The following is a 25,627-nucleotide window of genomic DNA, read 5'->3' on the forward strand; positions in this document are numbered from 1 at the left end:
TTCAGCGCCGATGGTACTGCAGGGGGGACCCTGTGGGAGAGTAGGACGCCGCCGAACAAATTCTATGGAAAGCCCTGTTGGGAACTTCGGTTCCCGGCAGGGCTTTCTTGCGTTGTACGGGCGGCGACCAGGTTCGGCCGTCAGGGCCGCCTGCGTGGACACCAGGGGTTCTTAAACGCGTTGCGCGAGGGCCATGGCTTGGTGCGAGCATCAGGAGATGGCATACGACATCCGGACGGTCAGCGTTGAGGACTGGCCGAAGCTGAAGGAGCTACGGCTCGCCGCGCTGCGTGACCCCGTCGCCAACGTCGCGTTCGTCGACACGTATGAGAACAGCGTCGCGCAGCACGACGACTTCTGGCGTGCCCGGGCCACGCCCATCGCCGAGGGCGGACTCGCCACCAACCTGATCGCGTCCGACTCCGACGGCACCTGGGTCGCCATGCTGGCCCTGCTCGACGAGACCCGCGCCACCGCCCGTTCCTACAAGGAGGAAGCAGATCCCCCGCAGATCCATGTCGTGAGCGTGTACGTACGCCCCGACCACCGCGGCACAGGCGTCGCCGAGCAGCTGTTCCGGGCTGCCATCGACTGGACTTGGGAGCACACCAAGGCCGAGCGCATTCGGCTGTGGGTGCACGAGGACAATCCCCGCGCGCAGGCCTTCTACCGCCGTATGGGCTTCATCGGCACTGGGGAGACGATGGACTTCCCGACGGCTCCGGAGAAGACGGAGTACGAGATGGCGCTGCCGCGTCCGTAAGCCGGCGCGTGCGGATCAGCTGCGGGCCCTCGGACAAGCCTCAGCCGGTGAGGCTCCGGTGGTGCGGCCAGCGGGCGCGCGCCTGTTCCTCCGAGCGGAGCAGCGCGAGCGTCGGGAGTCCCAGCGCCTCGCCGTCGGACAGCAGCTCCGGGAGCTGGGGGAACGGTGCCACGGCCGCGACGTCGTCGAGGACGAGGGCGAGTGGTGGGTCGAGCCGACCGGCGGATGACCGTTCGGCCATGCGGCGGCCGCGCTCGACCACGCTTGCGACGACTGCGGTGAGCAGGGGCATGGCGCCCGGGTGGGTGCGCGGGTCCTCGATCGCTTCACCCACCACGTAAAGCGTTCCCCCATCGGAGATGAATGACTCCAGAGCGAGGTAATCGGCGCGGCCCGGGTTGCAGGCGTCCCGGATGTGGATCGAGGAGAGCGCGGACAGGGCGTGGGCGGTCAGCGCCTGGGCGATCTCGCGGCGGTCGGGGTGCGCGGTAAGGGCAGCCTCCAGCTCGCCGGCGGAACCGGCGGCCGCGTTGTGGTGCGTCCGCAGGATCCGTACGGGCTCGTGCGCGGCGTTGCCCTGCGCCCAGCGGTGCACCTGCCGGAACGGGCGGCCGTCGACGGCGGCGGCGTGCAGCCAGCAGCGGAGCAGCGTCTCCGCGACCTCTGCCATGGCCGAGTCGAGGGCGTGCGCGGGACGTACGGGCGCAAGGAGCGCCACCGCGCGGGCGGCCGCGACGTCTCGGGCCTCGCAGCCGTCGGTGGGCGACCAGCGGAGGCGGGCCGGGGTGTCGAGCAGATGGCTGGGGTCGTACACGTGCAGCGGGCCCAGCTTGGCCCGAGCGTCCTTGGTGCCGGCCCAGAGTTCGGGGTCGGAGGTGGTGACGACCAGCGGCCCTTCCGCCTCGGCGATGGCTCGTAGGGCCAGCGCGCGACGGGACTCGCCGTGCGCCCCGGTGAAGTGCAGTCCCGCGCGGGCCCGCTGCGGGGGCACCAGCGGCTGGAGCGAGGTCATCTCGCCGGCCGCGGCCGCGTCGGCCGTCGTAGCACCGGCGTCTCCCGGGGTCGGCGCTGCAGGGGCCCGTACCTCCTGAGCCTCCGGCCCTCTGGGGGCCGTGGCCTCGATCGGCTCCGGGCTATGGGTGGCACCAGCGATGGGCGCCGCCTCCGCGGCAGCAGCGGCGTGCCCCGCCGCGGCGGTACGAGCCGCAGCCGCGGGGCCCGCCTTCCCGCGCTGGGCGGTACGCGTCGCCCGGACCACGCGCCACCGGGCGATGGCCCCGATCGCGAAGACCGTCAGCACGAACAGCACCATCAGCTCGCTGATGAAGACGCCCCAGAACAGCCCGTAGCCCGGCAGCTGCTTGGCCGGTGTGTGCGGCCATGCGGCGGCCAGGTCGTGCGGCTGAGCCACCAGATGACGCATCGCCAGCGGCGTACGCGTGAACTCGACGCCCTCCGGCCATGCACCGTTCGCGAAGAGCCCCGCCAGCCCGGCCGCCAGCCACACCAGCAGCGTCAGCCCGAGCAGAAAGGCCAGGCCGCCGACGAGCAGGCCGTCGGGGATGCCGCGCTCCCGTGTCGTGCCCGAGGGGCCCGAGGGTCCGGAGATGCCCGACGCCGGAGATCCGGGGTATCTCGTATCGGGGCCCATCTCACGCCACCGTCGACTCGTCCGCCGCCATATGGTGCGCCATCGCCTGCGCCGCGCGCTCCTCCGCCTCCGCTTCGGCCGCTTGCTCCAGAGCGAGAGCCTCCTCGTCCAGCGGCGACGAGGACTCCGTCATCGCCCGGTCGGTGTAGACAAGGGGCCGTTCGGCCTCGGTGACCAGGTGTTTGACGACCTGAACATTGCCGTTGACGTCCCAGACCGCGATGCCCGGTGTCAGAGTCGGGATGATCTCCACCGCCCATCGGGGCAGGCCCAGCACCTTCCCCGTCGCCCGGGCCTCGTCCGCTTTCTGGGCGTAGATCGTCCGTGTTGACGCCATCTTCAGGATCGCGGCCGCCTCCTTCGCCGCGGCCCCGTCCACCACGTCCGAGAGGTGGTGGACGACGGCCACGAAGGACAGGCCCAGCCGGCGGCCGAACTTCAGCAGCCGCTGGAAGAGCTGGGCCACGAACGGCGAGTTGATGATGTGCCAGGCCTCCTCGACCAGGAAGATCCGCTTTTTCCGGTCGGGCCGGATCCAGGTGTGCTCCAGCCAGACGCCGACGATCGCCATCAGGATCGGCATCGCAATGGAGTTCCGGTCGATGTGGGACAGGTCGAAGACGATCAGGGGAGCGTCGAGATCGATCCCCACAGTCGTCGGCCCGTCGAACATGCCCCGCAGGTCACCGTCGACCAGCCGGTCCAGGACCAGCGCCACATCCAGGCCCCAGGCCCGTACGTCGTCTATGTCGACGTTCATCGCCAGGGCCGAATCGGGCTCCGGGTGCCGCAGCTGCTCGACGATGTCGGTCAGCACTGGCTGCCGGTCCGTGATGGTCTCGTTGACGTACGCGTGCGCGACCTTCAGCGCGAAGCCGGAGCGCTCGTCCAGGCCGTGCCCCAGTGCGACCTCGATGATCGTACGGAGCAGGGCGAGCTGACCCGTCGTCGTGATCGCCGGGTCGAGCGGATTGAGCCGGATTCCGCCGTCCAGGGCGGCCATCGGGTCGAGCCGGATGGGCGTTATCCCCAGCTCCTGGGCGATGAGGTTCCACTCGCCCACCCCGTCCTCGCCCTGTGCGTCCAGCACCACCACCTGCCGGTCCCGGAACCGCAGCTGCCGCAGGACGTAGGTCTTCTCCAGCGCCGACTTGCCGTTGCCGGACTCCCCGAGGACGAGCCAGTGCGGGGCGGGCAGCTGCTGCCCGTACAGCTGGAAGGGGTCGTAGATGTACCCCTTGCCCGAGTACACCTCGCGACCGATGATCACGCCGGAGTCGCCGAGCCCGGGTGCGGCCGTGGGCAGGTAGATGGCCTGTGCCTGGCCCGTGGACGTACGGACCGGCAGTCTGGTCGTCTCGACTTTCCCGAACAGGAAGCTGGTGAACGCCTCGGTGATCGCGGTCAGCGGATCGAGCACGGCGGGACTCCTGTCGCCCTATCGTCGTCTCTAGCGTCGGATGCCGGTCGCGAACGGCAGGGTATTCACAAAGGCCCGGTGGTGTTCGCGGTCGCACCATTCCAGCTTGAGGTACGACTTGCCCGCCGAGGCGCGGATCGTGCGCTTGTCGCGCGCCAGAGCCTCCGGGGTGCGCGAGGAGACGGTGATGTACCCGACCAGGTTCACCCCCGCAGCCCCGCTCGCCAGGTCCTCGCCGCGCTGGTCCAGCCGGCCGTGCGCGGCGATGTCGCGCGGGTCGACGGTCCGGTTCATCTTGGCGGCCCGGGAGGCCTCGGCCTCGTCGTTCGTCTTCTCCGTCAGCATCCGCTCGATGGCGACCTCGGTCGGCTCCAGGTCCATGCAGACCGCGACCGTACGGATCACATCGGGGGTGTGCACCAGCAGCGGGGCGAGGAAGTTGACGCCGACCGGTGTCATCGGCCACTCCTTCACCCACGCCGTCGCATGGCACCACGGCGCGCGCGTCGCCGACTCCCGCGTCTTGGCCTGCAGGTAGGTCGGCTCGGTCGCGTCCAGCTCGGCCGGCCAGGCGTTGCGCTTCGACATCGCCTGGATGTGGTCGATGGGGTGGTCGGGGTCGTACATGGAGTGGATGAGCGAGGACAGCCGGGCCTGGCCCAGCGGCTGCCGGACCCGGATGTCGGCTTCGGCCAGTCGCGCGCAGATGTCGGTCAGCTCGCGCGCCATGACCACCGCCAGGCCCGCATCATTGTCCAGGCGCCCGCCCCGGCCCTGGCGGGTCGCGCGGGCGATCGCGTGCGCCTCCGCCGCCAGCTCGCGCGAGTAGTGCATGCAGGCGACCAGGTACGCACGGTGCTGCTCCGAGGACGTGGACACCATCGACTGCAGCTGGTCGTAACTGTCCTGCAGCCACCCCGGAGCCTTGGAGTCGCCGCGCTGCGCCACGTCCTTGGCGTGCGCGTCGGGGTCGGCGGGCAGCGTACGGGCCAGCATCTGCAGCCGCGTCACATAGCCGTCGCCGTTGGCCACATGCTTGAGCAGCGTGCCGAACCGGTCGACCAGCGCCTCCTGGTCCTCGCTGTCACGCAGGCCCACGCCCGGGCCCTCGATCTCGATCGCGGCGGTGACGGTGCGGCGGTCGGTGTGCAGGAGGACGGCGATCTCGTCGGGGCCGAACGGTGCGGCGAGCCAGCTGAGCCGCCCGATGCCGGGCGGCGGGCCGACCTCGACCTCGCGGCCGTCGAACCGTACGCCCGCCTCCATGACGCCGGAGCGGTACGTGGCGCCCTTGCGGAGCGTGCGCTTGTAGGAACGGTTGATTTCAAACCACTTGTAGAAGGTGCGGTGCTTGTACGGCACGTACACGGCGGCGAGCGCCAGCAGCGGAAATCCGGCGAGCGTGGCGATACGGAGCGGGAGAGCCGGGACGAGCAGCCCGCACATCATGCCGAGGAACGCACCCACGATGATCAGCGCGATCTCGCCGGTCTCGCGGTTCCGGCCGATGATCGCGTTCGGCCGGGCGCGGCCGATGAGATACGTACGGCGGGGCGCGATCGGATGGGACGGGCTCGTCAACGCCGCTCACCTCCAGGGGTATTGCTGCTGCTCGTGTTGCTGGGGCGGTTCTGGGTGCGGGGAGCGGGGGCGGCGCCGCCGCTGCCGGAGGATCCGCCGCGGGAGCTGTGGGCCGCCACACCGCCGGAGATGGTGCCGGCGGTCTGGGGCGCCGACGACCGGGACGAGCCGTCGTCCCCGCCGCCTCCGGGGCCGGAGCGGCGGCTGCTGTGGGTCTTGATGCCCTGGGAGACGAGGGCGGCCGGGGTGGAGATGACGGCGGCGGCCTGGCTGCCGTCGGTGGCGGCCTTGCGGCTGTTGCGGGCGCTGACGATCTCGTCGCCGAAGCCGGGGACGAAGCGGTAGATCATCGCGCTGGCGAAGATGGCGAGCAGGATGATCGCGAGGCCGGAGACGACGGCGGAGAAGGCGTTCGGGCCGTCCTTCGACGCGCTCAGCGCGCCGGCGAGGCCGAGGACGATGACGACGACCGGCTTGACCAGGATGACGGCGATCATGATTCCGGCCCAGCGGCGTACGTGGCCCCACATGTTCTTGTCCACCAGGCCGGCGTAGACGGCGGTGCCGAGCAGGGCGCCGACGTACAGCAGGGCCGCCCGGATGACCAGCTCCAGCCACAGCACACCGGCGGCGAGGACCGAGACGAGTGACACGACGATGAGCATGATCGGCCCGCCGCCGATGTCGTGGCCCTTCTTCAGCGCCTCGGCGAACGAGCCGAAGAACGCGTCGGTGTTGGCGCCGGAGGACGTGCCGGCCGCGATGACGTCGGTGACACCGTCGGTCGCGGAGACGACCGTGTAGAGGACCAGCGGGGTGAAGGCGGAGGCCAGGACGGTCAGCCAGAGGAAGCCGACGGCTTCGGTCAGCGCCTCGGAGAGGGGGACGCCTCGGATGGCGCGCTTGGCGACGGCGAGCAGCCAGAGGAGGAGGGTGAGGATGGTGGACGCGGCGAAGACGACGGCGTACTGGCGGAGGAAGGCGGTGTTGGTGAAGTCGACGTTGGTCGTCGCGTTGACGGCCTTGGAGAGCTTGCGGACGATCCAGGCGGCGGCGTCGGCGCAGCCGCGGGCGAGGGAGGAGAGGGGGTCGAGGGGGTTGTCGTCGACGAGCGACCGTCCGCTGGAGCCGCTGCGGGCGCCGTCGCCACGCTCGCAGTAGTCCCTGGCTCTGCCGACGATCAGGTCGCAGGCATCGTTCCCGCCCCCCGACGGAGTCGGCGTAGGCGTCGGCGCGGCTACGGCGCGGGAAGCCAGCATGATCAACAAGACCTGCAGGCCTGCCACGGCTGTGAGGCGTGAGACGGCACGACGGGCTCGGCTATCGGGCATAGGTGAAGCCTCCGAAGTCTTCTACCGCCTTGCTGATCTCATCCGCAGTGGACGCGGCCACGTCGCCCGGAACCGGGGCAGGACCGTTCTTCTGCGCATCACTGACGACCTTCCAGTCGTCGCCGGTCCACTTGAGGTCGAACGTCCAGGTCTTCCAGTCGGTGCGAACCGGGTCGGTCGATCCCGTGCCAGCCATACCGATGAGCCCGGTGTACCAGACCGAGACCTTGGCGCTGTCGCCCTCGAAGGAGACGGCCTTGGTGCCCACGGGGATGGTCCGTGAGATGAAAGTCATGCCTTTAGGCGGATTGCCGTTCGCGTCAAGGCCGAGCTTGTCGAGGAAGCTTGCCGAGTAGGCCTGGTCCTGAGGACCCTTCAGCTTGGCTGCCGCCTCAGCGGTGTAGATGGTGTCGATGATCTGGTGGCGTCGGTCTGCGTTGAACATCCCGTCGCCACCCAGCGCCACCGCGTAATTCGCCGCGGCGCTCTGCGCGCCCTGCTCCGTCTTGGGGAACCCGGTCGCGATCCCGTCGCTCGCCCCGGAGACGGGCCGTTCGCCCGTCGGGGCCGTCGGCCGCGCCGCCGCGCCCTTGCCGCCGGACGAGCCGTCACCGGAGGCGTCCCCGCCCCCGCCACGGTTCGCAAACGCGATGGCGGCGATCAGCAGCACCACCACACCCACGACCGTGACCATGCCCGTGGTCGGCCGCACCGCGGCCCGCCGCCCGTACGCATCACCGCTCGCGGGCTCCGGAAGCCGCGTACGCGTCTGACGCCCGCCCCGCGGGCCGTCGTCGGCGTAGTCCGTGCCGTAACCGTCGTCGCCGAGACTCATGCCGTGCGCGCCCCCTCGAATGCCGCCGCAGATGCGTTCCCGTCCTTATACGACGGTAGCCGTGCTGCTTGCCGTGTGGGCGCGGTGTGGTGACTGGACATCAAGGGACGCAACCTCAGCCGGTGGGCGCGGACAGGTGTGAGAGGGCCGGGACGCGCGCCGCCCCTGTCGAGGGGCCGCAGGGGCGAGCGCCATGGCCGGGCGGACGGGCGGACGGGCGGACGGGCGGTTGACGGATGCGTCGCTATACGGCCATGCCGTACACGATCGTGAACAGTGTGCCGAGGGAGCCGATGATGAAGACGCCGGTCAGCCCCGCGACGATGAGGCCCTTGCCCTGCTCCGCGCTGAACGTGTCGCGCAGTGCCGTGGCCCCGATCCGCTGCTTCGCCGCACCCCAGACTGCGATGCCCAGACAGAGCAGGATGGCCACGGCCATCACCACTTCGACCATCACTCGGGCCTCGTTGCCCAGGCTCCCGAACGGCCCCCAGTCGGGGGCGATGCCGCCGATGATGGTGTTGATGTCGCCCTTTTCGGCTGCCAGGAACATTGTGTAACTCACCGCCCCTACTACGTAGTTGTGCGCCTCTGCCGCACGACAGAGGTCAGCTTCTATCTTCGCTGACGATGCCGCCATCTCATGTCGACTTGGCGGCAAATTTTGGCGGATCCCGTGCGGGTCTCCGCTGGGGTCCTTGACCGGGCCCCAGCGGTGTCGGCAGGGGAACGTATTGTCACTCTGTGTATCACGGAGCGTGACGATGGGCAACGAGCGGCGGCCGTGCGGACCTAGTCGGTGTCCGCCTCGGTCTGCAGGGTGGGCTGGATCTGGTTCCAGCCTGCCGCGGTGTCGCACCCGCGCACGGGCTCACGACCAGGTTCAGGCCCTGGGCCACCTTCATGCTTCATGGCGGTCGGCTGACGAGCCTCTACCTCGCGCCCGAACGCGCCCTGGGGCAGCCCACGGGCCCCGGCTCCGACGTGTTCTCGCTCGGCTGCGTCCTGTACCAGCTGCTGGTGGCCGCCCGCCCTTCGAGGCGGCCAGTGCAACGGCCGTGCCCTACGGAGCAGAGCACTGCCACGACGACCGCCGCTCCGGAGGACGGCCACGGGGAACGGCAGCGGCAAGGCAAGGAAAAGCACGGCGGCGAGATGGGCTGGGACAACGGGCCCAGTTGCCTGCTGTCGCTGGTGATGCGATCCCCTGTACCGTCCGAAAGAGGCCGGGCCGCCACGGGGATGGGGGAAGGTAGAGGCATGCGCAAAGTCTGGCTGAGCGTCAGCATCGGGGTCGGGCTGGCGATGTGCCTCCTCGCGCTGCTCGTCATCGGTACGTACACCGCCGCCTCCAACCTCCTTGGCGGCAGAGGGGTGGGCCTTGCCAAGGGCGCGGTGCCGGCGGCGTACCGGATGCTCGTACAGAAGTGGGGCACCCTCTGCCCGGCCATAAGCCCGGCGTTGCTCGCCGCGCAGCTCTACCAGGAGAGCGGCTGGAACCCGAACGCGCAGAGCGGAGCGGCCGCGCAGGGCATCGCGCAGTTCATCCCCGGGACCTGGGCCACGCATGGGCTGGACGGGAACGGCGATGGCAAGCGGGATGTGTGGGACCCGGAGGATGCGATTCCGTCAGCCGCCTCGTATGACTGCTCGTTGGCCAAGTATGTGAAGAGCGCTCCTGGCGACGCGACGGAGAACATGCTGGCCGCCTACAACGCCGGCGCGTACGCGGTCATCAAGTACGGCGGGGTGCCGCCGTACCGCGAGACGCAGAACTACGTGAAGACGATCACGACGCTCGCCAAGAGCTTTGAGGCGCCGACCGGCAGGGTGCCCGCCTCGCGGCAGGCGGCCGGGGCGATCTACTACGCGCAGCAGAAGCTCGGCACGCCCTATCTCTGGGGCGGCAACGGGACGCCGGAGCAGGGCGGTCGGTTCGACTGCTCAGGGCTGACGCAGGCGGCGTACGCCTCGGTCGGCATCCAACTGCCGCGCGTCGCGAACGACCAGTACAACGCCGGTCCGCACCCGGCGCGGGACGAGCTGATGCCGGGCGATCTGGTCTTCTTCTCGGACGACCTCAGCGACTCGCGGGCGATCCGGCACGTGGGCATCTACGTGGGCGGCGGCTACATGATCAACGCGCCCTACACGGGTGCGGTGATCCGCTTCGACAAGATCGATACGCCGGACTACTTCGGCGCCACCCGGGTCACCGAGGACGGGGCCAAGGCGCTGCCCAGCGCTGACGCCGCATAAGGTCTGGCGCCGCCGTCCGGGAGTCGGCTGAGGTGTGACCTGGCCGGAACTCCCCGTGAGGGGCCGTCGGGAGCTGCGGTGATCGATCACCCTTCGATAACGTCCTGGTGATCGTTCGGTAGAGGCCGGAACGTACGCCCAGGGCGGTGTCGTTCCCTGGACGGGAATGCAGCACCTCTTGACCACGGGGCAGCGCCGACCACGCACGAGCAGGGCAAGAGACAAGGGGCCACGTCATATGGCTGGAGTCCAATCGACCGGGACAAACCTGGACGTTTCCCTGCTTTACGACATCAACGGGCTCGCCGCCGACGCTCCGCACTGGTTCGACCGCGTGATGGAGTGGGTCGGGGAGTACGGGATCTTGGCGGCGATGACGGCGCTGCTGGTCTGGTGCTGGTGGGCCGTCAGAAGGCGGGAGGATGCGCCGACCGCCGTCGCGGGACTGATCTGGGCGCCGCTCGCCGCCGGAATCGCACTCCTGGTCAACATCCCGATCCGTGGGTTCGTTGAGCGGCCGAGGCCGTTCGTCGAGCACCGAGGGCTCGAGGTGCTGGTTTCCGGGAAGGGTGACTTCTCCTTCGTCAGCGATCATTCGACGATGGCGATGGCCATCGGCGTCGGAATCTTCATCGCCAACCGGAAGTTCGGGCTCGTGGGGATCGCGCTGGCTGCTCTTGAGGGCTTCTGCCGGGTGTACATGGGGGTGCACTACCCCACGGACGTGGCGGGCGGCTTCGCGCTCGGTACGGCGGTGACTCTGCTGTTGGCGCCGCCTGCCATGGCGCTGCTCACACCGGTGACGCGGGCTGTTGCCGACTCCCCGGCGGGGTGGCTGGTTCGGCGGGGGCCGGAGCCGCAGGGAGGCCAGTCCGGGCCCGGGGCGGAGAGTGGCTTGTCGGGTACGGGTGACCAGGAGACCGCCGGGGCGGCGGACTGCCCCCGCACCGCCGAGACCGCGGCGCGGGCGGCCGGCGGCACCAACCTCGCCGCCTGAGACGCAGCGGGGCGGCCCCCCCGGATATTCGCTACCCCGCCGCGTGGGACTGCGCGTCGGCGCGGGCCAGGGCGCGGGCCCGGCGGGCGGGGCCGGCCCAGCCACAGGAGCAGCGCGCCAGGCAGAAGGAGCCCCTCTCGACCGTGCTTGTCCGGTGCTCCTCACCGCGCTGGGACGGGTCCTCGGGGGTCTGCTGAAGCACGTCAACCACGGTACCGGCCGTGACGGCCGCCCAGGGACGGTCGTTAAGCGGAGCGAGTTCGAGACCGGGCTTCTCTGGGGGTGCGCGGACGATGGTGGTGCGGCGGCACGGAGGACGGGGCGCGGCTGTCGCCGCCGCCGTGGGCATCTTCACACTGGGGCTGATGGCGACGGGCTGTGCCGGAATGGGGGCGGCCGCCGATGCCGGCCCACCGGCGGCCGAGAGCCTTGCGGTGCTGCGCCGCGCCGCCGATGTCCTCGTCGGGTCCGGCAGTTCCAAGGCCCGTACGTTCATGGAGACGGCCACCGGCGGCACCCGGGTCACCATCCGTGGCACCGGCGCGTACGACTACGGCCATCGGCTCGGGCAGCTGCGCGTCGTCCTGCCCCGGGACGCGGCGGGCGCGGTGGCACACCGCCCGGTCACCGAACTCCTCGCGCCTGGCGCGCTCTACATGAAGGACCGCGGCGCAGGCGTCCCCGCCGACAAATGGGTACGGGTGGACACCACCGAGCTGGCCGACGGAAATCTGGTGACCGGCGGCGCGACGGACCCGCTGGCAGCGGCGGAACTGCTGCGCGGGGCGCGGCAGGTCACCTATGTCGGCGAGAGCAAGGCGGCGATGGACGGGGCCGTCGTCCGGCACTACCGCGGGACCGCGGACATCAGGCGTGCCGCCAAGGCCGCATCGCCGCAGTCGCGCGGGACGCTTGAGGCGGCGGCGAGAGGATTCTCACACGAGATCGTGCCGTTCGACGCATATGTGGACGATCAGGGACGGCTGCGGAAAGTACGGCACCGCTTCACCTTCACCGGCGGCAGCGGCCGCGCCGGGCAGGAGGTCGTCTCAACCACCGAGCTGTACGGGTTCGGTGTTCCGGTGAAGGTTGAATTGCCGGAAAAGGGCGATATCTACGCGGGCAAGGTCGCGGTTCCGGGTGCGTAGGACGGGGCTTGGGGGCTGCCGTGGGGGCTGGCGTTCGGGGGGCCGATCGGGCCTGTGGAAATGGTCCGTCCGTGCCATGCGTGCCTTGCGTACAGGCCCCTACGCTGGGTTGCAGGTGCCGTGTGGTGCTGACGACACCTACGACAGGGCAGCAGACAGCGGTCGTAAGGAAGAGGTGACGCACGTGGCTGTCCCCTGTGGTTCGACCGTCCAGGACCACGTGGCCCTCGCCGAGATCGAGCTGTGCGGTGAGTTGATGATCGCGGCGTCGACCGCGGACGAGGAACGGCTCAGCTCGGACCGTATCGACGAGGTGCTGAACGTGGCGGCGGACCGTTCCCGACGCCGGCCCGCTCCGCCGTCAGCGGGCGGCTAGCGCAGCGGCGGCCCGGCGGAGGATCGAATTTCGGTCAGGTGCGAAGGAGGCGGGCGATCGCGGCCGTCGCCTCGGCGACCTTGGCGTCGCTCTCCTCACCGCCCTTGATCGCCGCATCGGCGACGCAGTGGCGCAGGTGCTCCTCGAGCAGCTGGAGGGCGAAGGACTGCAGCGCCTTTGTGCTGGCCGAGACCTGGGTGAGTATGTCGATGCAGTAGACGTCCTCATCCACCATCCGCTGCAGGCCGCGGATCTGCCCCTCGATGCGGCGCAGCCGCTTGAGGTGCTGGTCCTTTTGCTTGCTGTAGCCGTGCTGCCCGGGGGCCGGGGCGGCGCCGGCGGTGTCGGGCGCTGCTGCCGCCGCCGTGCCGTGGGAGGTGCCGGCGGTGTTCGCGGTCGTGTCGGCCTCGGCGGTCGTCATGGGGTCCTCCCGTTGTCCACAAGGGTTGGATATACCCCTAGTGGGTATATCGTACCCAATCTTGCCCGGGATCTGGGGGCCGCTGCTGAGCACTCTGTCCGATGGGCGACACTGAAGAACGCCGGTTAGCCGTGGCCGGATGATGCGCCTAGCATCAGCCTGTCCGAAACGATGCACCCGAGGATCCCACGTGCGCTTTCGTCTGACCCCCAGGGAGACGAGCTTCTACGACATGTTCGCCGCCTCCGCGGACAACATCGTCACAGGCTCGAAACTCCTGATGGAACTGCTCGGGGCGGACTCCTCCGCCCGGGCCGAGATCGCCGACCGCATGCGTGCGGCGGAGCACGCGGGGGATGATGCGACGCATGCGATCTTCCACCAGCTGAACTCCTCCTTTATCACGCCGTTCGACCGTGAGGACATCTACTCCCTCGCCTCGTCGCTCGACGACATCATGGACTTCATGGAGGAGGCGGTCGACCTGGTCGTGCTGTACCAGGTCGAGGAGCTTCCCAAGGGCGTCGAGCAGCAGATCGAGGTTCTGGCGCGGGCGGCCGAGCTGACAGCCGAGGCCATGCCGAATCTGCGGACGATGACAAACCTCACCGAATACTGGATCGAGGTCAACCGTCTGGAGAACCAGGCGGACCAGATCCACCGCAAGCTCCTCGCGCACCTCTTCAACGGAAAGTACGACGCGATCGAGGTGCTCAAGCTCAAGCAGATCGTGGATGTACTGGAGGAGGCGGCCGACGCCTTCGAGCACGTGGCCAACACCGTCGAGACCATCGCGGTCAAGGAGTCCTGACCACCGGTGGAGATCTTCGCGCTTGTTGTGACCATCGCGGTCGCGCTCTTCTTCACGTACACCAACGGCTTCCACGACTCCGCGAACGCCATCGCGACCTCCGTCTCGACCCGGGCGCTGACCCCGCGGGCGGCGCTCGCCATGGCCGCGGTGATGAACCTCGCGGGTGCCTTTCTGGGCAGCGGAGTCGCCAAGACGGTCAGTGAAGGCCTGATCGAGACACCTCATGGCCGGGCCGGGATGGGGATCTTGTTCGCGGCGCTCTTCGGCGCGATCGTCTGGAACATGATCACCTGGTACTTCGGCCTGCCGTCGTCCTCGTCGCACGCGCTGTTCGGTGGCATGGTGGGCGCGGCACTCGCCGGCGGCACGGAGGTCATCTGGAGCGGGGTGGTCGAGAAGATCGTCATCCCGATGTTCCTGTCACCGATAGTCGGCCTGGTGGCCGGCTATCTGGTGATGACCGCCATCATGTGGCTTTTCCGCAGGTCAGGGCCGCACAGGACCAAGCGCGGCTTCCGCATAGCCCAGACGGTCTCCGCAGCGGGCATGGCGCTCGGTCACGGTCTGCAGGACGCCCAGAAGACGATGGGTGTTGTGGTGATGGCGCTGGTCATCGCCGATGTCCAGCGGCTGGGAGACGGCATCCCGGTCTGGGTCAAGCTCGCCTGTGCGGTGATGCTCTCCCTGGGTACGTACGCGGGCGGCTGGCGGATCATGCGCACGCTGGGGCGCCGGATCATCGAGCTGGACCCGCCGCAGGGCTTCGCGGCCGAGACGACGGCCGCTTCCGTCATGTACACCGCATCCTTCATGTTCCACGCGCCGATCTCCACGACACACGTCATCACCTCGGCGATCATGGGCGTTGGCGCGACGAAGCGGGTCAACGCGGTGCGGTGGCGTGTCGCCAAGAACATTGTCGCCGGCTGGTTCATCACGATGCCGGCCGCGGCGGGTGTCGCCGCCCTGGCTTACTGGATTGTCTACCTGGCCTTCGGCTGATCCGGCAGACCCGCCCCGATCGGGGTTCCTGCCGGCGGTCCGTGGGCCATCCCCTTGTCCCGCCTTCGGCTGACGGCCGTACGCGGCCGTCGCAGGCAGGGCGCCGTATACGAGAAGACTCCACACACGCGGATGGGCCCGCCCCTGGGAGCCAGGGGCGGGCCCTTTCGTCTTGCGGTGGCACCGCCATGCAGCACCGCAGGACGTCTGCTCCTCGCTCGCCTCCGGGCGCTCGGACCCGGCATCGACGCTCCTCGACACTGCGCTCGTTCCTCGCTTGGTCTCGTCGCTTTCGATACCGGCGCGCCCTTCGGCTCGCGAGGGGAGTGGCGTCGGTCAGCCGAAGCGGCCGGAGATGTAGTCCTCCGTCGCCTGCACCGACGGGTTGGAGAAGATCCGCTCGGTCTCGTCGATCTCGATCAGCTTGCCCGGCTGGCCCACGCCCGCCAGGTTGAAGAACGCCGTACGGTCCGAGACACGAGCGGCCTGCTGCATGTTGTGCGTCACGATGACGATCGTGAAGCGCTCCTTCAGCTCGCCGATCAGGTCCTCGATCGCCAGGGTCGAGATCGGGTCCAGCGCCGAGCACGGCTCGTCCATCAGCAGGACCTGCGGCTCCACCGCTATCGCGCGGGCGATGCACAGCCGCTGCTGCTGACCACCGGAGAGGCCGGCGCCGGGCTTGTTCAGACGGTCCTTGACCTCGGTCCAGAGGTTGGCGCCCTTGAGGGACTTCTCGACGATGTCGTCCAGCTCGCGCTTCTTGTACGAGCCGTTGAGCCGAAGGCCCGCCGCGACGTTGTCGTAGATGGACATCGTCGGGAACGGGTTCGGGCGCTGGAAGACCATGCCGACCGTGCGGCGCACGGCCACCGGGTCCACGCCCTGGCCGTACAGATTCTCGTCGTCCAGCATCACCTTGCCCTCGACGCGGCCACCGGGGGTGACCTCGTGCATCCGGTTCAGGGTGCGCAGGAAGGTGGACTTGCCGCAGCCGGACGGGCCGATGAAGGCCGTAACGGAGCGCGGCTCGACGGTCATCGAGATGTCCTCGATGGCCTTGTGGTTGCCGTAGTACGCGGTCAGGCCGCTGACGTCTATGCGCTTGGCCATGTGAATCACTTCTCTTCCAAGTCTCGCGTGGCCGACGCTCAGCGGCCGGTCTTCGGGGCCTTCCAGCGGGCGATGCCGCGGGCCACCAGGTTGAGGAGCATGACGAAGGCGATCAGAACGAGGGCAGCCGCCCACGCCCGGTCGTAGGAGGCCTCCGTGCCGATCCGGTACTGCTCGAACACGAACAGCGGCAGCGAGGACTGGGCCCCGTGGAACGGATCGTTGTTGATGAACGCGTTGCCGAACACCAGCAGCATGACGGGGGCCGTCTCGCCGGTGATACGGGCGACCGCGAGCATCACACCGGTGGTGATACCGCCGATCGCGGTGGGCAGAACCACCTTAAGGATGGTGCGCCACTTCGGCACGCCCAGTGCGAGGGAGGCCTCGCGCAGCTCGTTCGGGACGAGTTTGAGCATCTCCTCCGTGGAGCGGACGACGACGGGCATCATCAGGATCGCCAGCGACAGGGCCCCGGCGAAGCCGGAGAAGCCCATCTGGAAGGTCAGCACCCAGGTCGACAGGATGAACAGACCCGCGACGATCGAGGGGATACCGGTCATGACGTCCACGAAGAACGTGACGGCCTTGGCCAGCTTGCCGCTGCCGTACTCGACCAGGTAGATCGCGGTGAGCAGGCCGATCGGCGCGGCGATCAGCGTCGCGATCCCGACCTGCTCCAGGGTGCCGATGATGGCGTGGTAGACGCCGCCGCCCACGTCGGTGTTGAGCAGGCCGGCCATGGAGTGGCTCAGGAAGTCGCCGTTCAGCACCTTCACGCCACGGACGATCGTCGTCCAGCAGAGCGAGACCAGCGGCACGATCGCGACGATGAAGCACACCCACACCAGGCTGGTGGCCACCCGGTCCTTCGCCTGGCGGCTGCCCTCGACCTTGCCGGCGATCGCGAAGGTGAGCAGCACGAACAGCAGCGCGGAGATCAGGCCCCACTGGATGTGGCTCTGCAGAGCGGCGGCGATACCGATGCCGGAGCCGGCCGCGACCGAGACGATGGCGATGCCCATCGGCGCCCAGCGGGGCAGGCGCGCGGACGCCAGGGTGGCCGGGCTCGGTGCGTCCATGGCGGAACGCTTGTCCATGACAGTGCTCATGCGGCGGCCCCCGAGTACTCCTTGCGGCGGGCGATGATCAGACGGGCGGCGCCGTTCACCAGCAGGGTGATGATGAAGAGCACCAGACCGGAGGCGATCAGCGCGTCGCGACCGTAGTCGTTCGCCTCGTTGAACTTCGCGGCGATGTTCTGCGCGAAGGTGCCACCGCCGACGTCGAGCAGGTGGCCGGAGAAGAGAAAGCTCGGGGAGAGCACGGTGGCGACGGCCATCGTCTCGCCGAGCGCGCGCCCGAGGCCGAGCATCGAGGCGCTGATGATGCCGGAGCGGCCGAAGGGCAGCACGGCCATCCGGATGACCTCCCAGCGCGTGGCGCCGAGGGCCAGGGCGGCCTCCTCGTGCATCTTCGGCACCTGGAGGAAGACCTCGCGGGTGACGTTGGTGATGACCGGCAGGATCATCACGGCCAGCAGGATGCCGACGGTGAACAGCGAGCGCGCGGGCCCGGTGTTCGACTTGTCGAAGATATACGTCCAGCCCAGGTACTCATCCAGCCAGCTGTTCAGGCCGGCGAGGTAGGGCACGAGGACGAGTGCGCCCCACAGGCCGTAGATGATGCTGGGCACCGCGGCGAGCAGGTCGATGACGTACGCCAGCGGGGCGGCCAGCTTGCGCGGAGCGTAGTGGGAGATGAACAGCGCGATGCCGATCGCGATGGGAACCGCGATGACCATGGCGATGATCGAGCTGACGACCGTGCCGTAGGCAAGGATCGCGATGCCGAACTCCGGCGGGCTCCCCGCCGGGTTCCACTCGAAGGCCGTGAAGAAGTTGGCGTGGTCCTTCGAGATCGCCAGATAGGCGCGGTAGGTGAGGAAGACCGCGATGGCCGCCATGATCACCAGCAGCAGAATGCCGGATCCGCGCGAAAACCCGGAGAAGATGCGGTCTCCGGGGCGGATGGTCCTGCCCCTCGTGGTCTGGGATGGGGGCGGTGGGGCGGTCGCAGTGGGAGTTGTATCCATGATTGCTCCGGTCTGATGGGGGTCTGCCGTCCTTGTGACGGGCCCCTGGCGGCGGTGCACCGGATGGGTGGTGACCTCGGCCGAACGGCCCCGCCCCGGTGGATCCGAGGGCGGGGCCGAAGGCTGAAGGTCAGGCGAGGGTCGGGATGACGTCGCGGACCTTGGTGGCGATCTCGGTGGGCAGCGGGGCGTAGCCCTTCTCGGTCAGGATCTTCTGGCCGTCCTCGCTCGCGGTGTAGGTGAGGAAGGACTTCACGGCGTCGAGCGTCGCGGGCTTGTTGCCCTTGTCGCAGGCGATCTCGTAGGTGACCAGGATGATCGGGTAGGCGCCGTCGACCTTGGTCTTGTAGTCGAGGTCCAGGGCCAGGTCCTTGCCCGTGCCCTTCACCTTGGCAGCCGCGATGGCCTTGGAGGCGTTCTCAGCGGTGGCCTCGACCGGCTGGGAGGCACCGGTGTCGACCTTGACGGTGTTGATGTTCTGCGAGGTGGCGTAGGACAGCTCGAAGTAGCCGATCGCACCGTCGGTCTGCTTGACCTGGGAGGCAACGCCGGAGGAGCCCTGCGCGGACTGGCCGCCCTTGGCCGGCCAGGCCTTCTCGGGCTCGTACTTCCAGTCCTTGTTGGCGGAGGCGGCCAGGTACTTGCCCAGGTTCTGGGTGGTACCGGACTCGTCCGAGCGGTGGAAGGCCTGGATGTCGGTGGCCGGCAGCTTGGCGCCCGGGTTCAGCTTCTTGATCGCCGGGTCGTTCCACTTCTTGATCTTCGAGTCGAAGATCTTGGCGATCGTCGGGGCGTCGAGGACCAGGTTGTCCACGCCGGAGACGTTGTAGCCGACGGCGATCGGGCCGCCGACCATGGGCAGGTTGATGCCCTGGCCGCCCTTGCAGACCTTCTTGGACTGGGCGACCTCTTCCGGCTTCAGCGCGGAGTCGGAGCCGGCGAAGGCGGTGCTGCCCTGCAGGAACTCCTGGATGCCGCCGCCGGAGCCGATGTCCTTGTAGTTGATCTGGGTGTCCTTGCAGGCCGCCGTGTAGGTGTTGACCCAGGCGTCCACGGCGTTCTTCTGAGCGGAGGAGCCGGACGCCAGCAGCTGCGCGCCCTTGCCGCACTTGATGTTGCTGGCGGCCTTGGTGCTCGCACCACCGTTCTTCGTGTTGTTGTCCGAACCGCAGGCGGTGAGAACCAGTGCGCCGGAGACTGCGACCGCGCCGACGGCCAGGGCGCGAAGACCGCGTCCGTTCTTACGCTGAAGCTTCACCTTCGAGTGTTTCCTTCCTGGAGCCCGCCGGGGGAGCGGCGAAGCAAAGGATCTGTGGCATCCACCCGGCGGCATCGCGCTCACCGGTAGGGCTGAAATTAGGCAGATCAGGTGAATCACTCGACGGGCCCAAGTGAACGAGAGGTGAACCTCGCCCATCGGTGCGGCGTCTTCCGATGGGTGGGCCACGCCGTGTGATCGAAGGGTGTCGAGGGCTGTACGGCGGGTTGTCGTACGGCGCACAGCGCCGCGCTCATCCAGTCTCACGCCCGACTGACGCTACGGCGCGCCGACCGGTCGCGGACTGTCTCTGTTGGATTACACGCGGGCGTGGCACCATCCGCCTCAGGAGGAGGACTCGTCAGTAGTCTGGCCGGAAAGTCGGCCGAAAACAGACCAGACAACAGACCAGCGATGGGCCGGGAGCCGATCGGGAGGTGGGCCGGTTGAGGCGGCAGGGGGAGCATCGTCGAGTGCCGCGGGGGGTGGTCGTGACCGCGACCGCCCTGGTGTGCGCGATGGGGGCGCTGGTCGCGTCGCCGGGTGCGGCGTACGCGGCAGCGGGCAGGCCGGAGCCGGGGCCGGAACCGAAGACGTCGGACAAGCGCCTGGAGAAGGTCCGTAAGGAGATCGACAGCCTCTACCGCAAGGCGGAGGCGGCCACGGACGCGTACAACGGGGCGCGGGCCGCGTCGGAGAAGCAGTCGCGGGAGATCGTGCGGATCGCCAGGGAGATCGTCGCGGCCCAGGAGCGCATGGAGAGGCTGAAGAACCAGGCGGGGGCGCTGGCCCGGGCCCAGTACCGCAGGGGCGCCCTGCCCGAGGAGGCGCAGCTGCTGCTGCGCAGCGACCCCGAGACCTTCTTCAAGGACGTCGAAGTCGCCCGCAAGGGGCAGCAGGCCACCAAGGGGCTGATGGCGGCCCTGGCCCGCACGCAGCGTGACCTCGACGCGTATGCGAAGTCCGCCAGTGAGCAGTGGCGCAAGCTCGATGAGAACCGGCAGCGGAAGGCCGACGCCAAGAAGGAGATCGAGGACAAGCTCGCCGCGGCGAAGAAGGTCGAAGCCAAGCTCGAGAAAGCGGAGCGTGCGCGGCTGCGCGAGCTGGAGGACGAGGCGGCGTTCAGGGCGCAGACCAAGTGGCTGAACTCCGGCATCCTCGACGAGATCGACGGCAAGGCGTCCGCCCAGGGCAAGCAGGCGGTCGAGTACGCGACGGCGCAGATCGGCAAGGACTACGAGTGGGGCGCCGAGGGCCCGAGGACGTATGACTGCTCGGGGCTGACGTCACAGGCCTGGGCCGCCGCGGGCCGGACCATCCCGCGAACCTCGCAGGAGCAGTGGAGGCGGCTGCCCAGGGTCGGCATCAGGGACATGCGGCCGGGGGACTTGATCATCTACTTCCACGACGCGAGCCATGTCGGGATGTACATCGGCGACGGCGCCATCGTGCACGCGCCCCGGCCGGGCCGGCAGATCACCATCACGGGCGCGGGCTCGATGCGGATCCTGGGAGTCGTACGCCCTGACAGGTGACCCGGTTCCGGTGCCGCTGACACCTCAGCTCTCGTCAGCTCTCGTCCTCCTCCAGCATCCGCAGCGTCTCGTCGAAGATGTGGTAGGCATCCGGACCGAACAGAACGAAGCGGACATCGGTGACCTCGGTACGGGCCTCGCGGACGGTGGAGAGCGCGATCCGGGCGGCGTCGGCGAGCGGCCAGCGGTAGACGCCGGTGGAGATGGCCGGGAAGGCGACCGTACGGGCGCCCAGGTCGTCGGCGACCCGAAGCGACTCGCGGTAGCACGAGGCGAGCTGGTCCGAGCGGTCCTCCGTGTCCGACCACACAGGCCCCACGGTGTGGATGACCCAGCGGGCGGGAAGCCGTCCGGCGGTCGTCGCCACCGCCTGGCCGGGCGGCAGGCCGCGACCGTAGCGGGAGGCACGCAGCGCCCGGCACTCCTCGAGGATTTCCGGGCCGCCGCGGCGGTGAATTGCGCCGTCCACACCCCCTCCGCCGAGCAGGGAGGAATTCGCGGCATTCACGATGGCGTCGACTGATTCCTCGGTGATGTCGCCCATGATCAGCGTGATATTTGTCATTCCCCGATTGTCTCTCGACGAGGCAAAAGCCCAGCTAGTCGCCGCATATGACGCTGGCGGATTACCGATTTGGCATTCCGCTCCGGTGTTCCGTACCGCTAAGGTCACCTGAGCCCGGCGCATCACCGACCACCAACGGCGGGCTGCTGCCCTCGGGGGGAGGGAAGGATCTGACAACCATGCCCGTACCCGTACCGCATCGAGGGGAAGCCCTGACCGCGGCAGTGCCGCGCCAGGCCGGGCCGTCCCCCGACGCCGGGAACGGCCCCGGGCTGACCCTGCTGGTGATCGAGAACGACCCGGCCGGCAGCTTCACCGTCCCCGACATGCTGGACGCCGAGGGCAAGAGGGTCCGGATCCGTACCGCCCGCAACCTCACCGAGGCGGAGCGGCTGCTCACCGACGACGTCCACTGCATCCTGCTCGACCTGGCGGTCACCACGCCCGGGCGGAAGAAGGACGAGGAGGACGAGCTGGACACGCTGCGCAGCGTGCTGCAGCTCGCCCCCCGCCACGCCGTGCTGGCGCTGACCTCCGAGGCCGACGCCGAGCGGGGCGCCGCGGCCGTCCGCGTCGGTGCCCAGGACTACCTCTTCCGCGACGAGCTGGACGGCCGGCTGCTGAACCGGGCCATCCGCTACGCCGTCGAGCGCAAACGCGCCGATGTGGCGCAGCGCCAGCTCACCGAGTCGCGGCTGCGCGGACAGGAGAACGCCCGGCTCGAGCGCGGGCTGCTGCCCAAGCCGCTGCTGGACGGTTCCGACCTGCGCTTCGCCGCCCGGTACCGGCCCGGCCGCAGCCGTGCGCTGCTCGGCGGCGACTTCTACGACACGGTGCGCACCGCCGACGGCACCGTCCACGCGATGATCGGCGACGTATGCGGGCACGGCCCGGACGAGGCCGCGCTCGGTGTCGAGCTGCGGATCGCCTGGCGGGCGCTGACCTTCGCGGGCCTGTGCGGGGACGAGCTGCTCGGCACCCTGCAGCGGGTGTTGGAGAACGAGCGGGCGGACGAGGAGATCTTCGCGACGCTGTGCCTGGTCGACATCTCACCGGACGGACGGCGGGCCGGACTGTGTCTGGCCGGGCACCCGGCGCCGCTGCTGGCGCGGGCCGGGCGGGAGCCGCGCCTGCTGCCGTACGAGGACGGGGGCCCGGCGCTGGGGCTGCTGCCGCGCGCCCGCTGGCCGCGCCGGCAGGTGGATCTCGGCGGTGCCTGGAGCTTGATGATGTACACCGACGGGCTGATCGAGGGCCGGATCGGGCAGGGCACGCAGCGGCTGGGCCAGGAAGGCATGGTCGACGTGGTCGGGCGGCAGCTGGCGGCCGGACTGCGGGGCGAGGAGATGCTGGACGCGGCGATGGCGGAGGTACGGTCGCTCAACGGCGGCGAGCTGACGGACGACGTCGCGGTGCTGCTGCTGGAGCGCGGGCAGCGCTGAGCGGCGGCCTGGTGGATCCACCGTCGCGTGGGGCCTGACAGATGCGCGCCTTGCCCGTGCAGCAGGTGCAGCAGGGGGACTGCCGGCTCAGCGCCAGCCGTTGAACGGGCCGTACGGGCCATCGGAGCTGCTTCCGCGGCGCCGGCCGCCACGGCCTCCCCCGGAGGCGTGCTTGAGCGCGGGCCGGACGTCGACGATGTAGACGATCGTGGCGATCAGGCCGATGATCGTGAGGAACAGGAAGCCGAGCAGCAGGTCCACCACGACCGTCAGGCCGAGGACGATCAGCCAGAATGGCTTGTTCTGCTTGTCAGCGGCGCGGTAGGCGTCCTCCCGGCGGATCGCGGCGTCGATGAACGCGAACACCGCCAGCAGTGCAATGGCCAGATAGACCCAGCTCAGCAGGGTGTGGAAGCCCTGTACCAACATGCCGTCCACCGCCTAGTCCTTCTCTCGCCCCGAAGCCTCGCCGCCACCGTACCCGTACAACGGGCCGGGCGCGCCAAGCGTGCCCGGCCCGTTCGTGCCGTGGGTCACCCGGCGCTCTTGGGCGCCGGCTTCTTCGCGGCGGCGGGCTTACGGGCCGCCGTGGTCTTCTTCGCCTGCGCGGGCTGGGCCGGTGCCGGCTCGGCCTTGGCCGGCTCGGCCCCGGACCGCTGCTCCCGCTCCGCCTCCGGCTCGACGGCCACGGCGATCTCGGCGATCTCGTCCGCGGCCTCGCCACGCCAGGTCTTCACGGCGCCGCGCCCGCGCTCGGCCAGCTCGTCATAGGCCTCGCGGGCCTTCACCGCGTACTCGGTGGCCTTGCCGACACCCTGCAGGGCGAGCTCCTGCGTCTGGTCACGGAGCTTCTTCAGGTCGGTGTCCAGAGAGCTGATCGCGGCGTTCAGCTTCGTCTGGACGGTGGCCTGGGCCTCCTTGGCCTGCTTGGAGACGCGCTCCTGGATGGCCTTGGGGTCGGTGGACCGGATGCGCTCCGGGGCCTCGGCGCGGATCTTCTGGACCAGCGCGGGCACCTCCTTGAGCTTCTCCGCGGCGAGGTCCACACCGCCGGCAGCGGCGTAGAGGGGGGTGGGGTCGGTGAGGGTCTTGCGCAGGTCGTTGGTGATAGCCATGACGAGGGTCCTCCTGCAGGAGCGAAAAGGGTCAGATCGAGGGCTGTGCTGTGTCGCCGGCGCCGTCGTCGGCGAGTTTGTCGGCTTTGTCGGCGCGGGCGTCGGCCTGGCCGCCGGGGGTCTGGTCCGGTATGAGCCCGTTCTCCTTGCGGAAGGACTCGTAGATCTGGAGCAGCACCTGCTTCTGCCGCTCGTTGATGGTCGGGTCGGTGAGGATCGCGCTTTGCACCTCGAGCCCGACCCGGTCCCGCTCGTCGAGGATCCCGGCTTGTACGTACAGCGTCTCGGCGGAGATCCGCAGGGCCTTGGCGATCTGCTGAAGGATCTCCGCGCTCGGCTTGCGCAGGCCGCGCTCGATCTGGCTGAGATACGGATTGGACACCCCGGCGGCATCGGCGAGCTGCCGCAGGGACAACTGCGCATTGCGCCGCTGCTCCCGCAGGAACTCGCCGAGATTGCCGACGTGGAGTGATGCCATACCTCGATGCTGCCGCATGCTTGCTAACTTTTGCAAGCACCTGCTTGCTGGAGTGTCTCACTCCACATGTGACTGCAGCTGAGCCTGAGCACGACAGGTGTCCGTTCCCGGTGTATCTGCGGTTTCCCGCCGGGTCTGCGATGTGAAGTGAACGAGTCCCGGGCGACCCGCGCAGCAAGCTGCCCCAGCGGGCCACTGCCCGCGACGTTCGGCCGCGACACGTCGGTGCCCTGTCTACCCAACTTCAACCTCCTACCCCAGCGAACTCGTCGCCCCGGCCCAGCCGGCCATGTTCGAACGCTGGACGGTCGGGCGCGACATGCCGCACGGCACCCGGGGTGGAGTCGGCGATCCATACCGTGTCGGTCCAGAAGTCACTGTCCATGGCGAGCTCTCGGATCATGCGCTTGAGCAGCGGCAGTGCGGCCTTCAACCGCTTGTGGTAACCGGGCCGTTGGGGCAGGGCCGGGAACATGTCGGTCAGGTGCTTGTTCGCGTAGCGCAGCCACCGGGCCTCCGAGTGGTGCCCGAGCAGGCCTGGGCCACAGCAAGACAGACGAGTTCGGAGTCACTGAGCAGCGGCGGTCTACCGAGGCGCCGGGTTCCTCCAATTTCGTCGTCGATCTTCACATAGAGTGCGGTCGAGAGGGTGCTCAGGTCTGTCGTCACACACGGATCTTGGACGCCCTCTGCCCGCTCCGGAGGCCGAACCGCAGAGCCACGCGTCGTTGCGCTCGGAGGGACTGCGTAGCCATTGCAGAATCGAGGTCGGCAACCCAGGTGGAGGCCGCAGTGAAGTGCCCTGACATGTCGCGCGGTGCGCGTCTGACCGCCCATAGTGCCGTCTCCACATCCCTGGCCTTGTGCAGTGATCGCGCCCTGCGCGAGCTCGTGGACACGGCCATGCCGATCGGATCCGGCATCGGCGGGAAGTCGGCCCTGCTGGAGATCGCCGGAACCCCGGTCTTCGTGAAGCGAGTGCCCCTCACCGACCTGGAGAGGCAACCTGAGCACGTCCGGTCCACGGCGAATCTGTTCGAGCTGCCCGTCTTCTGCCAGTACGGCATCGGCACCATCGGTGGGCCGGGCTTCGGGGCCTGGAGAGAACTCGCCGTGCACACCATGACGACGAACTGGGTGCTCACGGCGGAATACGAGGGCTTCCCCCTGATGTACCACTGGAGGGTGCTGCCCGACTCGACGCCCCTGCCCGAGGAACTGGCCGACGTCGAACGGGCTGTTGCCTACTGGGGCGGCGGACCGCAGGTGCGCCGCCGGATCGAGGCCCTCCAGCAGTCCTCGGCGAGCGTCGCGCTGTTCCTGGAGTACATCCCGCAGAACCTGCACCAGTGGCTGGGCACTCGGGTCGAAGCAGGCGACGAGGCCGCCGACCGGGCATGCGCCATGGTGGAGAAGAACCTGGAAGCC

The 25,627-nt window shown here is 69.2% G+C and carries 25 protein-coding genes and 2 pseudogenes; 10 read left to right on the forward strand and 17 right to left on the reverse strand.

Going from position 1 to position 25,627, the window contains the following annotated elements; genetic code table 11:
* Positions 1-217: 217 nt before the first annotated feature.
* Complete coding sequence (locus ACY34J_RS26695; RefSeq protein ID WP_462729186.1) at positions 218-763, forward strand: GNAT family N-acetyltransferase; 546 nt, start codon at positions 218-220, stop codon at positions 761-763.
* A gap of 40 nt (positions 764-803) precedes the next feature.
* On the opposite strand, the gene ACY34J_RS26700 is transcribed toward ACY34J_RS26695, so the two are convergent.
* The 6 genes from ACY34J_RS26700 to ACY34J_RS26725 form a co-directional block, all read right to left on the reverse strand.
* Complete coding sequence (locus ACY34J_RS26700) at positions 804-2,414, reverse strand: type IV secretory system conjugative DNA transfer family protein (RefSeq protein WP_462729187.1); 1,611 nt, start codon at positions 2,412-2,414, stop codon at positions 804-806.
* Between the two features lies 1 nt (position 2,415).
* Positions 2,416-3,834 (reverse strand): ATP-binding protein, encoded by a 1,419-nt coding sequence (locus tag ACY34J_RS26705; RefSeq protein WP_462729188.1) that lies wholly within the window; start codon positions 3,832-3,834, stop codon positions 2,416-2,418.
* A 30-nt stretch (positions 3,835-3,864) separates the two neighbouring features.
* A complete protein-coding gene (locus tag ACY34J_RS26710) occupies positions 3,865-5,415 on the reverse strand; it encodes an SCO6880 family protein (protein WP_462729189.1) in 1,551 nt (516 codons plus the stop codon).
* Positions 5,412-6,746 carry a hypothetical protein gene (locus ACY34J_RS26715; RefSeq protein ID WP_462729190.1) on the reverse strand — a complete coding sequence of 445 codons (1,335 nt, stop codon included), beginning with the start codon at positions 6,744-6,746 and terminating at the stop codon, positions 5,412-5,414. Before ACY34J_RS26715 ends, ACY34J_RS26710 begins: the two co-directional genes overlap by 4 nt.
* Entirely contained in the window at positions 6,736-7,581 is an 846-nt protein-coding gene (locus ACY34J_RS26720) for a hypothetical protein (protein ID WP_462729191.1), read from the reverse strand. The genes ACY34J_RS26715 and ACY34J_RS26720 overlap by 11 nt, the downstream gene beginning before the upstream one ends.
* A 244-nt stretch (positions 7,582-7,825) precedes the next feature.
* The gene (locus ACY34J_RS26725) at positions 7,826-8,134 is read right to left on the reverse strand and encodes a hypothetical protein (protein WP_462729207.1); all 309 of its coding nucleotides are present in this window, start codon (positions 8,132-8,134) and stop codon (positions 7,826-7,828) included.
* 707 nt (positions 8,135-8,841) lie between these two features.
* Between ACY34J_RS26725 and ACY34J_RS26730 the strand changes: the two genes are divergently transcribed.
* Positions 8,842-9,840 (forward strand): C40 family peptidase, encoded by a 999-nt coding sequence (locus ACY34J_RS26730; protein WP_462729192.1) that lies wholly within the window; start codon positions 8,842-8,844, stop codon positions 9,838-9,840.
* A 238-nt stretch (positions 9,841-10,078) separates the two neighbouring features.
* The gene (locus tag ACY34J_RS26735) at positions 10,079-10,837 is read left to right on the forward strand and encodes a phosphatase PAP2 family protein (RefSeq protein WP_462729193.1); all 759 of its coding nucleotides are present in this window, start codon (positions 10,079-10,081) and stop codon (positions 10,835-10,837) included.
* Between the two features lie 31 nt (positions 10,838-10,868).
* On the opposite strand, the gene ACY34J_RS26740 is transcribed toward ACY34J_RS26735, so the two are convergent.
* Positions 10,869-11,039: a hypothetical protein gene (locus ACY34J_RS26740; protein WP_462729194.1), complete on the reverse strand. Its 171-nt coding sequence runs from the start codon at positions 11,037-11,039 to the stop codon at positions 10,869-10,871.
* A 91-nt stretch (positions 11,040-11,130) separates the two neighbouring features.
* On the opposite strand from ACY34J_RS26740, the gene ACY34J_RS26745 reads away from it, so the two are divergent.
* Together ACY34J_RS26745 and ACY34J_RS26750 are read left to right on the forward strand one after the other, a co-directional pair.
* Positions 11,131-11,985: an SCO4651 family lipoprotein gene (locus ACY34J_RS26745; protein WP_462729195.1), complete on the forward strand. Its 855-nt coding sequence runs from the start codon at positions 11,131-11,133 to the stop codon at positions 11,983-11,985.
* Positions 11,986-12,160: 175 nt separating this feature from the next.
* Entirely contained in the window at positions 12,161-12,361 is a 201-nt protein-coding gene (locus ACY34J_RS26750) for a hypothetical protein (RefSeq protein WP_462729196.1), read from the forward strand.
* 34 nt (positions 12,362-12,395) lie between these two features.
* Here ACY34J_RS26750 and ACY34J_RS26755 read toward each other — a convergent pair whose 3' ends face one another.
* Entirely contained in the window at positions 12,396-12,782 is a 387-nt protein-coding gene (locus tag ACY34J_RS26755; RefSeq protein ID WP_462729197.1) for a metal-sensitive transcriptional regulator, read from the reverse strand.
* 190 nt (positions 12,783-12,972) lie between these two features.
* Here ACY34J_RS26755 and ACY34J_RS26760 point away from each other — a divergent pair, with 190 nt between their 5' ends.
* Positions 12,973-13,593 carry a DUF47 domain-containing protein gene (locus ACY34J_RS26760; protein WP_462729198.1) on the forward strand — a complete coding sequence of 207 codons (621 nt, stop codon included), beginning with the start codon at positions 12,973-12,975 and terminating at the stop codon, positions 13,591-13,593.
* A gap of 6 nt (positions 13,594-13,599) precedes the next feature.
* Positions 13,600-14,598, forward strand: a complete 999-nt coding sequence (locus tag ACY34J_RS26765; RefSeq protein ID WP_462729199.1) for an anion permease — start codon at positions 13,600-13,602, stop codon at positions 14,596-14,598.
* A 336-nt stretch (positions 14,599-14,934) separates the two neighbouring features.
* Here the strand turns inward: ACY34J_RS26765 and pstB are convergent, their stop codons facing one another.
* The 4 genes from pstB to pstS all read right to left on the reverse strand — a co-directional run bounded on the left by pstB (position 14,935) and on the right by pstS (position 19,064).
* Positions 14,935-15,711 (reverse strand): phosphate ABC transporter ATP-binding protein PstB, encoded by a 777-nt coding sequence (gene pstB, locus ACY34J_RS26770; protein ID WP_462729200.1) that lies wholly within the window; start codon positions 15,709-15,711, stop codon positions 14,935-14,937.
* Between the two features lie 38 nt (positions 15,712-15,749).
* On the reverse strand, positions 15,750-16,811 hold the full coding sequence (gene pstA, locus ACY34J_RS26775) for a phosphate ABC transporter permease PstA (protein ID WP_462729201.1): 1,062 nt from the start codon (positions 16,809-16,811) through the stop codon (positions 15,750-15,752).
* A gap of 8 nt (positions 16,812-16,819) precedes the next feature.
* Positions 16,820-17,809 (reverse strand): phosphate ABC transporter permease subunit PstC, encoded by a 990-nt coding sequence (gene pstC, locus ACY34J_RS26780; RefSeq protein ID WP_462729208.1) that lies wholly within the window; start codon positions 17,807-17,809, stop codon positions 16,820-16,822.
* A gap of 127 nt (positions 17,810-17,936) precedes the next feature.
* Entirely contained in the window at positions 17,937-19,064 is a 1,128-nt protein-coding gene (gene pstS, locus ACY34J_RS26785; RefSeq protein WP_462729202.1) for a phosphate ABC transporter substrate-binding protein PstS, read from the reverse strand.
* A 518-nt stretch (positions 19,065-19,582) separates the two neighbouring features.
* On the opposite strand from pstS, the gene ACY34J_RS26790 reads away from it, so the two are divergent.
* Complete coding sequence (locus ACY34J_RS26790) at positions 19,583-20,599, forward strand: C40 family peptidase (protein WP_462729209.1); 1,017 nt, start codon at positions 19,583-19,585, stop codon at positions 20,597-20,599.
* A gap of 34 nt (positions 20,600-20,633) precedes the next feature.
* On the opposite strand, the gene ACY34J_RS26795 is transcribed toward ACY34J_RS26790, so the two are convergent.
* Positions 20,634-21,164 carry an O-acetyl-ADP-ribose deacetylase gene (locus ACY34J_RS26795; protein WP_462729203.1) on the reverse strand — a complete coding sequence of 177 codons (531 nt, stop codon included), beginning with the start codon at positions 21,162-21,164 and terminating at the stop codon, positions 20,634-20,636.
* Between the two features lie 179 nt (positions 21,165-21,343).
* Between ACY34J_RS26795 and ACY34J_RS26800 the strand changes: the two genes are divergently transcribed.
* On the forward strand, positions 21,344-22,606 hold the full coding sequence (locus tag ACY34J_RS26800; RefSeq protein WP_462729204.1) for a PP2C family protein-serine/threonine phosphatase: 1,263 nt from the start codon (positions 21,344-21,346) through the stop codon (positions 22,604-22,606).
* A gap of 87 nt (positions 22,607-22,693) precedes the next feature.
* Here the strand turns inward: ACY34J_RS26800 and ACY34J_RS26805 are convergent, their stop codons facing one another.
* The 4 genes and pseudogenes from ACY34J_RS26805 to ACY34J_RS26820 form a co-directional block, all read right to left on the reverse strand.
* The gene (locus tag ACY34J_RS26805; protein WP_462729210.1) at positions 22,694-23,035 is read right to left on the reverse strand and encodes a DUF2516 family protein; all 342 of its coding nucleotides are present in this window, start codon (positions 23,033-23,035) and stop codon (positions 22,694-22,696) included.
* Positions 23,036-23,139: 104 nt separating this feature from the next.
* Positions 23,140-23,721, reverse strand: a complete 582-nt coding sequence (locus ACY34J_RS26810; protein ID WP_462729205.1) for a hypothetical protein — start codon at positions 23,719-23,721, stop codon at positions 23,140-23,142.
* A gap of 31 nt (positions 23,722-23,752) precedes the next feature.
* Positions 23,753-24,199, reverse strand: a complete 447-nt coding sequence (locus ACY34J_RS26815) for a helix-turn-helix domain-containing protein (protein ID WP_462729206.1) — start codon at positions 24,197-24,199, stop codon at positions 23,753-23,755.
* 273 nt (positions 24,200-24,472) lie between these two features.
* Positions 24,473-24,868: pseudogene (locus tag ACY34J_RS26820) on the reverse strand (IS982 family transposase); the annotation flags it as partial.
* Positions 24,869-25,006: 138 nt separating this feature from the next.
* On the opposite strand from ACY34J_RS26820, the pseudogene ACY34J_RS26825 reads away from it, so the two are divergent.
* A pseudogene (locus ACY34J_RS26825) lies at positions 25,007-25,627 on the forward strand (protein kinase family protein); the annotation flags it as partial.

The sequence above is a fragment of the Streptomyces sp. HSS9-12 genome, assembly GCF_054963655.1.

Bases quoted from the DNA above. Each gene is read 5' to 3' on its own strand.
- ACY34J_RS26745 (WP_462729195.1), top strand. From the start codon at position 11,131: ATGGTGGTGCGGCGGCACGGAGGACGGGGCGCGGCTGTCGCCGCCGCC.
- ACY34J_RS26715 (WP_462729190.1), bottom strand. From the start codon at position 6,746: ATGCCCGATAGCCGAGCCCGTCGTGCCGTCTCACGCCTCACAGCCGTG.
- ACY34J_RS26815 (WP_462729206.1), bottom strand. From the start codon at position 24,199: ATGGCATCACTCCACGTCGGCAATCTCGGCGAGTTCCTGCGGGAGCAG.
- ACY34J_RS26805 (WP_462729210.1), bottom strand. From the start codon at position 23,035: ATGTTGGTACAGGGCTTCCACACCCTGCTGAGCTGGGTCTATCTGGCC.
- pstB (WP_462729200.1), bottom strand. From the start codon at position 15,711: ATGGCCAAGCGCATAGACGTCAGCGGCCTGACCGCGTACTACGGCAAC.
- ACY34J_RS26795 (WP_462729203.1), bottom strand. From the start codon at position 21,164: ATGACAAATATCACGCTGATCATGGGCGACATCACCGAGGAATCAGTC.
- ACY34J_RS26725 (WP_462729207.1), bottom strand. From the start codon at position 8,134: ATGTTCCTGGCAGCCGAAAAGGGCGACATCAACACCATCATCGGCGGC.
- ACY34J_RS26810 (WP_462729205.1), bottom strand. From the start codon at position 23,721: ATGGCTATCACCAACGACCTGCGCAAGACCCTCACCGACCCCACCCCC.
- ACY34J_RS26720 (WP_462729191.1), bottom strand. From the start codon at position 7,581: ATGAGTCTCGGCGACGACGGTTACGGCACGGACTACGCCGACGACGGC.
- ACY34J_RS26735 (WP_462729193.1), top strand. From the start codon at position 10,079: ATGGCTGGAGTCCAATCGACCGGGACAAACCTGGACGTTTCCCTGCTT.
- ACY34J_RS26700 (WP_462729187.1), bottom strand. From the start codon at position 2,414: ATGGGCCCCGATACGAGATACCCCGGATCTCCGGCGTCGGGCATCTCC.
- ACY34J_RS26730 (WP_462729192.1), top strand. From the start codon at position 8,842: ATGCGCAAAGTCTGGCTGAGCGTCAGCATCGGGGTCGGGCTGGCGATG.
- ACY34J_RS26790 (WP_462729209.1), top strand. From the start codon at position 19,583: ATGGGGGCGCTGGTCGCGTCGCCGGGTGCGGCGTACGCGGCAGCGGGC.
- ACY34J_RS26695 (WP_462729186.1), top strand. From the start codon at position 218: ATGGCATACGACATCCGGACGGTCAGCGTTGAGGACTGGCCGAAGCTG.
- ACY34J_RS26800 (WP_462729204.1), top strand. From the start codon at position 21,344: ATGCCCGTACCCGTACCGCATCGAGGGGAAGCCCTGACCGCGGCAGTG.
- ACY34J_RS26755 (WP_462729197.1), bottom strand. From the start codon at position 12,782: ATGACGACCGCCGAGGCCGACACGACCGCGAACACCGCCGGCACCTCC.
- pstA (WP_462729201.1), bottom strand. From the start codon at position 16,811: ATGGACAAGCGTTCCGCCATGGACGCACCGAGCCCGGCCACCCTGGCG.